Annotated in this window: 9 protein-coding genes and 1 rRNA gene (1 of these 10 cut by a window edge); 7 read left to right on the top strand and 3 right to left on the bottom strand. The window is 62.4% G+C overall.

The annotated features are described in order from the left end of the window. A 16S ribosomal RNA gene (locus ACZ5VE_RS00710) occupies nt 1-563 on the bottom strand (it extends 968 nt beyond the left edge of the window). 450 nt (nt 564-1013) lie between these two features. Here ACZ5VE_RS00710 and abc-f point away from each other — a divergent pair. After that, nucleotides 1014-2930 carry a ribosomal protection-like ABC-F family protein gene (gene abc-f / locus ACZ5VE_RS00705; protein WP_464456188.1) on the top strand — a complete coding sequence of 639 codons (1917 nt, stop codon included), beginning with the start codon at nt 1014-1016 and terminating at the stop codon, nt 2928-2930. 13 nt (nt 2931-2943) lie between these two features. Here abc-f and ACZ5VE_RS00700 read toward each other — a convergent pair whose 3' ends face one another. Further along, on the bottom strand, nt 2944-4350 hold the full coding sequence (locus ACZ5VE_RS00700; protein WP_464457528.1) for an aminotransferase-like domain-containing protein: 1407 nt from the start codon (nt 4348-4350) through the stop codon (nt 2944-2946). Nucleotides 4351-4474: 124 nt separating this feature from the next. Here ACZ5VE_RS00700 and ACZ5VE_RS00695 point away from each other — a divergent pair, with 124 nt between their 5' ends. From ACZ5VE_RS00695 to ACZ5VE_RS00670, 6 genes are all read left to right on the top strand, one after another. Then, nucleotides 4475-5089 (top strand): LysE family translocator, encoded by a 615-nt coding sequence (locus tag ACZ5VE_RS00695; protein ID WP_464456187.1) that lies wholly within the window; start codon nt 4475-4477, stop codon nt 5087-5089. Beyond that, nucleotides 5086-5997, top strand: a complete 912-nt coding sequence (locus tag ACZ5VE_RS00690; protein ID WP_464456186.1) for a DMT family transporter — start codon at nt 5086-5088, stop codon at nt 5995-5997. Before ACZ5VE_RS00695 ends, ACZ5VE_RS00690 begins: the two co-directional genes overlap by 4 nt. 22 nt (nt 5998-6019) lie before the next feature. Continuing rightward, a complete protein-coding gene (locus ACZ5VE_RS00685; protein ID WP_464456185.1) occupies nt 6020-7204 on the top strand; it encodes an aminotransferase-like domain-containing protein in 1185 nt (394 codons plus the stop codon). A gap of 92 nt (nt 7205-7296) precedes the next feature. Further along, on the top strand, nt 7297-8220 hold the full coding sequence (locus ACZ5VE_RS00680) for a PhzF family phenazine biosynthesis protein (RefSeq protein WP_464456184.1): 924 nt from the start codon (nt 7297-7299) through the stop codon (nt 8218-8220). A 49-nt stretch (nt 8221-8269) separates the two neighbouring features. Next, nucleotides 8270-8944 carry a histidine phosphatase family protein gene (locus ACZ5VE_RS00675; protein ID WP_464456183.1) on the top strand — a complete coding sequence of 225 codons (675 nt, stop codon included), beginning with the start codon at nt 8270-8272 and terminating at the stop codon, nt 8942-8944. 121 nt (nt 8945-9065) lie between these two features. Then, nucleotides 9066-10250, top strand: coding sequence for a hypothetical protein (locus ACZ5VE_RS00670; protein WP_464456182.1), 1185 nt, complete (start codon nt 9066-9068; stop codon nt 10248-10250). Here ACZ5VE_RS00670 and ACZ5VE_RS00665 read toward each other — a convergent pair. Next, nucleotides 10238-11065, bottom strand: coding sequence for a creatininase family protein (locus ACZ5VE_RS00665; protein ID WP_464456181.1), 828 nt, complete (start codon nt 11063-11065; stop codon nt 10238-10240). The two genes, ACZ5VE_RS00670 and ACZ5VE_RS00665, sit on opposite strands and share 13 nt — an antisense overlap. Nucleotides 11066-11093 lie beyond the last annotated feature (28 nt).

Below are 11093 nucleotides of genomic sequence, written 5' to 3'. Positions count from 1 at the left end.
TTACGCCCAGTAATTCCGATTAACGCTTGCACCCTACGTATTACCGCGGCTGCTGGCACGTAGTTAGCCGGTGCTTATTCTTACGGTACCGTCATGAGCTCCTCGTATTAAGAGAAACCTTTTCGTTCCGTACAAAAGCAGTTTACAACCCGAGGGCCTTCATCCTGCACGCGGAATGGCTGGATCAGACTTTCGTCCATTGTCCAAAATTCCCCACTGCTGCCTCCCGTAGGAGTCTGGACCGTGTCTCAGTTCCAGTGTGGCTGGTCGTCCTCTCAGACCAGCTACAGATCGTTGGCTTGGTGAGCCTTTACCCCACCAACTACCTAATCTGATATCGGCCGCTCCAATCGCGCGAGGTCTTGCGATCCCCCGCTTTCATCCTTAGATCGTATGCGGTATTAGCGTAACTTTCGCTACGTTATCCCCCACGACTGGGCACGTTCCGATATATTACTCACCCGTTCGCCACTCTCGAGGGGTTGCCCCCTCTACCGTTCGACTTGCATGTGTAAAGCATTCCGCCAGCGTTCAATCTGAGCCAGGATCAAACTCTATAGTTCGATCTTGATTTTTTTCGGCCTTTCGACCAACTCATAAATTGGAATCGACGTGGTCACCATCTCTGATTTCCACATCTTTTTTACTTCATGAGCGTTTGTTAGCTAATTAAAGCTAAGTTCCGAAGAACTTGGCAATCACCATCAAACGCCCACGCTTATCGGCTGTATATTTTTAAAGAACCCAGGCAACTTTCATCACCTTGTTTTGCTACGCTGCGATCAGCGAAGCCTTGAATTATGACACAGTTTTTAGCACTGCGTCAAGTTTTTGAAAATTTCTTAGATCACCAAGATCATTTCATCAACCTCTTCGTTGCGCCTGCTTGGCTTCTTTCGAAAACCTCACTTGTGTGCAGCGAAGCCCTCGATTATGGCACATCTTTTTTGACTCTGGCAAGTTTTTTGAAGCTTTCGGGTATTTTTTACAGGCCCCGCCCGGATAATGGGCCTATGGCTTTACTCACACTCCTGAACGCTTCTCTGGCTTTTGGCCACGTCGCACTCCTCGATCACGCTGACTTCTCTTTAGAGACGTCCGAACGCATCGGCTTAATTGGTCGCAACGGCACAGGCAAATCGTCCTTGCTCAAGATATTGGCAGGCATGGAGCGCCCCGATGACGGCACGCTACACCTGCAACAAGGCGTTCGCATTGCCTACGTGGCGCAAGAACCGCTCTTGATTCCAGAGCACACGATCTTTGAGTCCGTGCGCGAAGGCTTGGCCGAGGTGGTGCAGTGGATCGACGATTACACCCACAGCCGTGGAGATCTGGACACTTTGCAAGGACAAATCGAGTCCAGAGATGGCTGGGGCTGGGAGCAGCGGCTTGATGAAACCCTTCAACGCCTGCAGCTGGACCCGAATGCGGTAGTGCAGTCCCTGTCCGGTGGCATGCGCAAGCGCGTGGCGCTGGCACAGGCCTTGGTGACCCGTCCTGATGTGCTCTTATTAGACGAGCCCACCAACCACCTGGACCTGAACGCCATCACTTGGCTGGAAGACCTGTTGATTGACTTCAAGGGCAGCGTCATTGCCATCACGCACGACCGGGCATTCCTCGACCGGATTGCGACCCGCATTGTGGAACTGGATCGGGGCAAATTGCGCCCTTACCCCGGCAACTTTGCCCAATACCAAATTCAAAAAGAAGAACAACTGGCACAAGAAGCCGTGATTCAGGCCAAGGCCGACAAGTTGCTGGCCCAGGAAGAAATCTGGATTCGCAAAGGCGTGGAAGCACGCCGCACCCGCAGCCAAAGCCGCATCACCCGCTTGCAAAACCTGCGCGGCGAACGTGCGGCACGGCGCGAAAAAGTGGGCAACGTGCGGATGGAAGTGGCATCTGGCGTGCCCAGTGGCAAGCTGGTGGCCGAGCTGACCGATGTCAGCAAGAGCTTCACCCAACCCGATGGTTCTGTGCGCACCGTGATCCAGCAGTTCACTGGCACCTTGCTGCGGGGCGACAAGATCGGTCTGCTCGGCCCCAACGGTGCCGGCAAGACCACCTTGCTCAAACTGATTTTGGGCGAACTTGAAGCCGACAGCGGCGAAGTGCGCCGTGGCACCAAGCTGGAAGTGGCCTACTTTGACCAGATGCGCGATGCGCTGGACCTGGACGCCACGCTGGAAGACTTCATCAGCCCCGGCAGCGAGTGGATCGAGATCGGCAACAAACGCCAACACGTGAAAAGCTACTTGGGCGACTTTTTGTTCTCGCCTGCTCGTGGCACATCGCCTGTGCGTTCGCTGTCAGGAGGCGAGCGCAACCGCCTGTTGCTGGCGCGCCTGTTTGCGCGCCCCGCCAACGTGCTGGTGCTGGACGAACCCACCAACGACCTAGACATCGAAACCTTGGAACTGCTGGAAGAGCTGCTGCAAACCTACGAAGGCACCGTGTTCCTGGTCAGCCATGACCGCGCCTTCATGGACAACGTGGTCACCGGCATCATCGCCTGCGAAAGCGCCCCGGACCAGCCCGGCTTCTGGCGCGAATACGAAGGCTCGGTGCAAGACTGGCTGGTCCAGTCCAAACGCGCTCAGGCCATTCGGGCGCAAGCCGCACAGCGCGGCGCAGCCACACCACAGGCCGCCGCACCAGCCAGCCCAGCAGCGCCGGCCGCACCCGCGGTTGCCAGCACAGCCCGCAGCAAGCTCAGCTACAAAGAGCAACGCGAACTGGCCGAGCTGCCCGGCAAAATCGAGGCTTTAGAAAAAGAACAAACCGAAACCCGTGCGCAACTGGCCGATGGCAGCGTTTACCAGCGCGACCCCGGGCTGGCACAGCAACTGTTTCGGCGCGACACCGAGATCGACGATCTGTTGCTGGCGGCCATGGAGCGCTGGGAAATCTTGTCGGCACGCTGAAAGTCAGCCGCTTTCACAACAGCTCAGCACGCGTCTTGACCAAGGCGCGCCAGAACTTGTCATCTTGCGTGCTGGCAAAGTTCACCCGCATGAACGAGCCCGGTCTGCGGTCGGCATGGAACAAGGAGCCGGGTGCCAACAGGTACCCGGCATCGTGCATGCGCAAGGCCAGCACATCGGTGTCCACACCCACATCGACCCAGCCAAACAGGCCCTGAGGCGGCGCCACAAATTGGCAGCCGTGCGCCAGCGCCAGCTTCACACTGCGGCTGCGGGCGGCGTCCAGCAACTGCGCCAAACGCTCGGTGTGCCGCCGAATGGCGCCCTGCTCCAGGCACAGCGCCAGCGCCTTTTCAAACAAAACCGGGGTGGTCAACGTGGACAAGAGCTTGGTGTCCAAAAACGCGTCCTTCAAATCGGCCGGAGCCGCCAGGTAGCCCACACGCCAGCTGGGCGCCAGGATCTTGGCGTAGCCGCTGACGTAAATGGTTTTTTGCAGGCCATCGAGCACCGACAAGCGCACCGCATGCGCAGGGGCCATGTGCCCGTAGGTGTCGTCTTCGACCACATGGAAGTTGTAGCGGTGAGCCAGATTCACCAACTGGTGCGCCACGGGCAAGGACAAACCGTAACCCGTGGGGTTGTGCAAGACCGACACGCTGACCATCATCTTGGGCGCATGCAACTGCGCATAGCGCTCGACCACATCCAGGTCCGGCCCCGTTTCCAGTCGCGGCACGGGCAGGATGCGCACACCCAGGTTTTGCAGCCGGGCGAATTCGATGGCCCAGCCGGGCTCTTCGACCATGACGCAATCGCCCGGGCGCAACAAGGTGCGGCTGATGATGTCCAGCGCATGCGTCGCCCCCACCGTGGTGATCAGTTGCCCTGGCGTCGCATGCAAGCCCAGACTGGCCAGCTTGGACGACAAGACTTCGCGCAAACCCGTGTCCCCTTGCGGCTCACCGTAGCGCAAAGAAGACTCGCGCAAAGCCGGGCTGGCCACCACCTTGCGCAAGGCTATCGACAAAAAGTCGGCATCCAGCCAGTCCGGCGGGAACACGCCCATGCCTGGTTGTGGCTCGGCGCTGGGCTGGTGGAACATGCCCCGGATCAAACTCGACGCATTCACAGGCGGCGGACTGGCCACACCGCCACCGGCAGCAACAGATGCGGGCGGCGTGCGTTGCACCCGGTCACGCACGAAAAAGCCCCGGTTCGGGCGCGCCTCCACCCAGCCCTGCGCCACCAGCCAGTCGTAAGCGGCCACCACGGTGGAGGCACTCACGCCATGCATCTGGGCGCATTGCCGCACCGAAGGCAAACGCGCCCCCGAGACCCACAACTGGTCACGCATGCGCGTCACAAAGCGCTGCGCGAGCTGTTCGGTCAGGGGTTGGCTGGATTCGCGGCTGAGCAAAGACATGGGCAGATTCAGGATGAAATGGGCAAGCAGTGTGTCGCCAAGCAGGGCAATACAGTTTCCAGAATGATCTTGCAAACTGTACCGATACTGTACTCATTCTGGCACTACATTCAAGGGCATGACTTCTGCCGAACTCAGCGCCCTGCTGGTGCTCGCCACCGTGAGCAGCTTCACGCCAGGGCCCAACACCACCTTGTCGACCGCCATGGCCGCCAACCACGGCCTGCGCCATGCCCTGCGCTTTGTGTGTGCGGTGCCGGTGGGCTGGGGCCTGCTGTTCACCTTGTGCGCCACAGGCCTGGGCGGCTTGGTGGTGGCCTGGCCGCCGCTGCGCTGGGGCATTGTGGTGCTGGGCAGTGCGTATCTGCTCTGGCTGGCTTCGCGCTTGTGGCAAAGCGGCAGCCTGCAACAAGCCGACAGCCGCAGGCTGCAGGTGGGCTTCTTTCAGGGCGTGGGCCTGCAGTTCCTCAACATCAAGGCCTGGATGCTGGCATTGGCCATCGTGGCCGGCTGGATCGCCGGACGCGAAGACGCTGCGGCGCGCACGCTGCTGCTCTTGCCGATCATGGTGGCCTATGGTTTTGTCAGCAACCTGAGCTATGCCGTGGCCGGCTCGATGCTGCGGCACTGGCTGGCACACGGCCAGCGCCTGCTGGTGTTCAACCGGTGCATGGCGGGCGCATTGCTGGCGACCGTGGTCTGGCTTTTGCTCGGCCTGCGAGGCACGCCATGAAACACATGACACCCGAGACCCGGGGCCTGTGGCTAGGCCTGCTGGGCGTGGCGATCTTTGCGCTCACCCTGCCCATGACCCGTTTGGCCACCGGCACGGTCGATGCACCGCAGCTGTCACCCTGGTTTGTCACCTTCGGGCGCGCTGCGCTCGCGGGCGGCCTGTCGGCCATCTACCTGCTGGCGGTGCGTGCGCCTTGGCCGCAAGCGGCCCAACGCGGCCCCTTGCTGCTGTCACTGGCGGGCAATGCCATCGGCTACCCGCTGCTGCTGGGCTGGGCGCTGCGCCACGTCACGGCCAGCCATGCCGCCGTCATCACCGCCTTGCTGCCACTGGCCACGGCGGCAGCCGCCGCCTGGCTCATGCACCAACGGGCGCGGCTGGGGTTTTGGGTGTTTGCCGGTTTGGGCAGCGCATTGGTCGCGGTCTACAGCCTGCTGCGTGCAGCGCAGTCAGGACACGGCTTTGGCCTGACTTGGGCCGACACCCTTCTGCTGGGCGCGGTGGTGGCCGCCTCGCTGGGTTATGTGGCCGGGGCCAAAGTCACGGCCAGCCTGGGGGCGGAAAAGGTCATCAGCTGGGTCTGCGTGATGGCTCTGCCCATCACCCTGCCCGGGGCCTGGCTCACCTGGCCCGAACACGCCATTGCCCCGGCATCGTGGCTGGGCCTGCTGTATGTGGGCGTGTTCTCCATGTGGGCAGGCTTTTTCGCCTGGTTTCGCGGCCTGTCGATGGGCGGCCCGCTGCGCGTGAGCCAGACCCAATTGCTGCAACCTTTCATTTCCATCCTGGCCGCCGTCCCTTTGCTGGGAGAATCGCTGGATGCGATGACGCTGGGCTTTGCCCTGCTGGTGGTGCTCACCGTCTTCATGGGGCGGCGCATGGCCAGCACCCCAGCCACCCGATAAACACAACTTCACGGAGCAAAACATGAACTGGAACCTGGCCCGACGTGCCGACAAAATGAACCCCTCGGTGATCCGCGAGATCCTCAAAGTCACCGAAAAGCCCGGCATCATCAGCTTTGCCGGTGGCCTGCCCTCGCCCCTGACCTTCCCCATCGACGCCATGCGCGAAGCCAGCGAACGCGTGCTGAGGGATGACGGCAAAGCCGCCTTGCAATACGCCGCCAGCGAAGGCTATGCGCCCTTGCGTGAGTGGGTGGCGCACGACCTGCGCAAGCAAGGCATGAACGTCAGCCCCGACCAGGTGCTGATCACCACTGGCAGCCAGCAAGGCCTGGACCTGCTGGCCAAGATCCTGATCGACGCGGGCAGCCGCATTTTGGTGGAGACCCCCACCTATCTGGGCGCGCTGCAAGCCTTCACCCCGATGGAGCCAGTGGCCGTGGGTGTGAACAGCGACGACCACGGCGTCGACGCAGCCGACCTGCGCGCCAAAGTCGGCACCGGGGCTGACAAAGCCCGCTTTGTGTATTTGCTGCCCAACTTCCAGAACCCCACCGGCCGCACCATGACCGAAGAGCGCCGCGCCGCCGTGGCCCAAGTGGCCATCGAAACCGGCCTGCCGATCATCGAAGACAACCCCTACGGCGACCTGTGGTTTGACGCGCCGCCCGCGCCCTCGCTGAGTTCGCGCCACCCCGAAGGCAGCGTTTACCTCGGCTCGTTTTCCAAGATCCTGGCCCCCGGCTTGCGCTTGGGCTATCTGGTCGCGCCCAAGGCGCTCTACCCCAAGTTGCTGCAAGCCAAACAAGCGGCCGACCTGCACACGCCCAGCTTCAACCAGCGCGTGGTGGCCGAAGTGCTCAAAGACGGCTTCATCGACCGCCATGTGCCCACCATCCGCGCCCTCTACAAACAGCAATGCGAAGCCATGCTGGCCGCGATGGACCGTGAAATGGCGGGCCTGGGCCTGACGTGGAACCGTCCGGTGGGCGGCATGTTCCTGTGGGTGCAACTGCCCAAAGGCCTCAAGGCGATTCCCCTGCTGGACAAAGCGGTGGAAAAAGGCGTCGCCTTTGTGCCCGGCTCGGCCTTTTACGCGCAAGACGCCAACGAAAGCACGCTGCGCCTGTCGTTTGTGACCGCCACGGTGGACCAGATCAACACCGGCATGACGGCACTGGCTGCTGCCATTCGCGAATCGCTTTAAAGCCCTCACGCCAAGCCCTGTGCCGAGCACGCTGCGAACGCGCGGCTGGCTTGGCCATGGCCCCTTGCCCAACACCTGACCCCACCACCGCCATGAAAACACGCGCCTTCCAACAAGTCGACGTCTTCACCGACACCGCTTTTCTGGGCAACCCGCTGGCCGTGGTGCTGGACGGCGAGGGCCTGAGCGACGCGCAGATGCAGGCCTTTGCCGCCTGGACGCAGCTGAGCGAAACCACCTTTGTGCTCCCGCCCACACCCGAAGGGGCCGCTGGTGGTGCCGACTACCGGGTGCGCATTTTCACGCCCGGGGCCGAGTTGCCCTTTGCAGGCCACCCGACGCTGGGCACCGCCCACGCCTGGCTGAAGGCAGGCGGTCAGCCCCGCAAAAGCGGCCAACTGGTGCAGGAATGCGGCGTGGGCCTGGTCACCTTGACTGCGACAGACGGCCGCTGGGCCTTTGCTGCGCCCAACTTGCAGCGCCAGACACCCGCGCCAGCCCAACTGGCCGAGGTGCTGGCGGCGCTGGGCTTGCACGCCGACGAGGTGCTGGCCGCGCAAGACCTGAACAACGGCCCGCACTGGCTGGGCCTCTTGATCGACTCGGTGGACAGCCTGCTCGCGCTGGAGCCGGACCACGCGGCGCTCAAGCGCCTGAACGTCAAAGTCGGCGTCGCGGCCAAGCGTGAGACAAGCCCCAGCGGCCTGATCCGCCGCGCCAACCGCGAGGCCCGCGCCTTTGCGTCGTCAACCCGCATGGCCAACGACCCCACCGATCTGGAAGTGCGCGCCTTTGCCGCCCCCGTAGGGGTGGCCGAAGACCCGGTCACTGGCAGCCTGAACGCGTCGCTGGCGCAATGGCTGATGGCCGAAGGCCACATGCCCAAGCACTACAGCGCCCGCCAAGGCACGGTGCTGGGCCGCGCAGGCCAAGTGTTCTTGTCACAAGACGCACAAAGCCAAGTCTGGGTGGGCGGCGATGTGGTCGGCTGCATCCAGGGTTCCGTGACCCTCTGATCACCCCAGCGACAGGCGAAAAGCCCCGGGCTGCGCACAATCGCAGGCCATGGGAACACTTTATTTGGTCCGCCACGGACAAGCCTCTTTCGGGGCCGATGACTACGATCAACTCAGCGCTTTAGGCCGCCAGCAGGCCATGCGTCTGGGCCAATACCTGCGGCCCAAGTTGCAAGACAAACCCCTTGAAGCCGTGCTCATGGGCAGCCTGAAGCGCCACCGCCAAACCTGGGAAGGCATTGCCGAAGGCGCTGGGCTGCCGCACACCCCATCGGTGTGGCCTGGCCTGAACGAATACGACAGCCACGCGCTGATCGAGGCCATCCACCCTGAGCCGCTGGCCAAGCCCGACACACCCGAGCTGTATCGCCACCACTTTCGCCTGCTGCGCGACGCCCTGCAGGCCTGGATGGCCGGACACACCCAGCCGCGTGACATGCCCAGCTATGCCGACTTTGTTGGCGGCATTGAGGCCGCGCTCGACCATGTGCGGCAAAACCATTCGGGCGATGTGATGATCGTCTCCAGCGGCGGCCCCATTTCCACTGCCGTAGGCCGCGTGCTGGGCACCCCGCCCGAAACCACCATTGAGCTGAACCTGCGCATCCGCAACACGGCGCTCACCGAGTTTGTGTTCAACCCCAAACGGCACATGCTGCTGACCTACAACACCTTGCCGCACCTAGACAGCGACGAACACCAAAGCTGGGTCACCTTCGCGTGACGCGCACGGCAAACTGAAACCGCTTTGAAGCCGTGTTGAAGCCGCTGCGGCCCCTTTTTTTGCACTGTCTTGGTGCAATCCCTGACGTAAAGTTGTGTAAACCTCCGACAGAATAGACGGCATGAATTGTTCTGCCGCACGTGCGGCGTGTCTGTCGTCACAAGGCGGCATTCAGGTCGTCCTCTCCTCCACATCCAACACGTCGCAGACACAGCGTGACTTGTCAGACCTGCTGGCGCAACACCAGTTGGCCTCGGCCTGCACGCTCAGCCAAACCCAAGTGGGCAAGTCCACGCTCATCCAGGCGCGCTTGAAGCCCAACGCAGAGAATGCATGGGTTCCAGCACACGACACACTGGGCCTGCAGCAACGCCTGCCCTCCTCGGGTCTGGGCCCCGACAGCGCACTGGTGCGCGAAATTCTGGTGGCCTTGTTGGCGTGCCCTGTGGGGCTGGCGTTTCCCAGCGTGGCGGCACTGGCCTCGCACATCCGGGTGCGTCGGCACATCGCCCAAGCCGCCCAAAAAACCGCACTGGCCTTCAAGACCGAAGCGGCCGAGCGGCCACAAGCCTTTTGGCGCGATGGCGGCGACGAGGCCGGCTTCATCTTGCAGCCGGGGCGTTGCCTGGTCGATGCGCTGATCGCGGCCACCCAGCCCGACGCCACCGGCAAACTCTACGATTTTTCTTGCTACCGGGCCACCGAATACGTGATTTTGCTGGGCATTGCCCTGGAACTTAAAACGCACCACCCCGAACTGCTGGCCCAATTGCAAAGCCTGAACGAGGGCCACGCTGTTCGCTCAGCCCAGTTTCATGAGGTCTATCTGGTGGAATACGGCAGCATGGAAGCCCCCTTGCCTGCGCGCTTCTATGTGCCCGGCGACCGGCTGTGGTTTCGCAACCCCGACGCGCACTCATCGGATGTGACCGGCTACGAAGGCTCCTGGGTCATCTACATGGGGGGCGGCTTGTTCAGCAATTTCTGGCAACGCGATCGGCCCTACACGCTGGAATCCAAAGCGATCGAAATCTTTCACTGGCAAGACGGCGTCTACACCGATGCACAGGGTGAATTGCAAATGGACGAATCGGTGGTCGAGGCGCATGTGGCCCAAACCCAGGCCGACCCCCAAGCCACCGCCCAAGTGCTGGAACGGATGCTGCGCATGCGCGACCCCAAAGGCGTATACGCCCAGGGCGGCTGCATCGACACCACCCGCGAATACCACCGCAACGTGAGCCGCGACCACTGCGAGGTGGTGCTGCCCCGGTTTTTGGATGCCGGGTCGGTTCAGCCGACCTGATCGGTCAGCGTATCGGACGGCAGCCGGTCAATTTCACCCAGCAACTGCGCCAGTGCCCGACCCGAGGCCTCCAGCAAGGCTTGGCCTTTTTCAACAGTGGCGGCCAGGGCGTTGCCAGCCGCACCGTGGCGGTTGTAGTCTTGCATTTGCCAGCCCAGCTTGGCGCTCTTACCATTGCCCAGAATCTCAAAGCGCTCGGCGCGGTCTTGCGCGGTGGATCGGAAGTTTTGCGCCAAGTCCATGCGCACCCGCTCGGGGCGCAGCGCCCGCATCATCGATGTTTCGGTGTCGCCTGCGTGCACCCCAAAACGGTGTTCTTCGGCGCGGAACAGCGCATTCACATCACCGCCCTGCGCATCACGCAGGGGCAAATTGAACCAGCTCACGCTGTAGACCAACATGCCCAGCCGGGCACGCAGGTCACGGGCCACGATGTCCATCACGCTGACCTGCCCGCCGTGGGCATTGAGCAAGACCAGCTTCTTGACACCGCTGGCCGCGACCGACTCACCGATTTCGGTCCACAGCCGGATCACGGTTTCGGCTTTCAGCGTCAAGGTGCCGGCAAAGCGGGCATGCTCGGGGCTCAGGCCCACCGCTTGGGTGGGCAAAAACAAGGCTGGCACATCCGCGGGCAAATGCGGCAAACAAGCGGCCACCACCCCGTTGACCAAATCGGTGTCCACCGACAAGGGCAAATGCGGGCCATGCTGCTCGGTGGCCGCCACTGGCAAGACCGCGATGGTGCGCGACAGGTCAAGCCTGGCAAAGTCGGCGGTGCTCAAATCGGCCCAGAAACGGACAGGTGTGTTCATGTCCGGCATCTTAATGGAGCGCCGCCCC

The organism is Limnohabitans sp. INBF003 (assembly GCF_055396645.1).
This window is presented reverse-complemented; position numbering and strand designations above follow the sequence as displayed.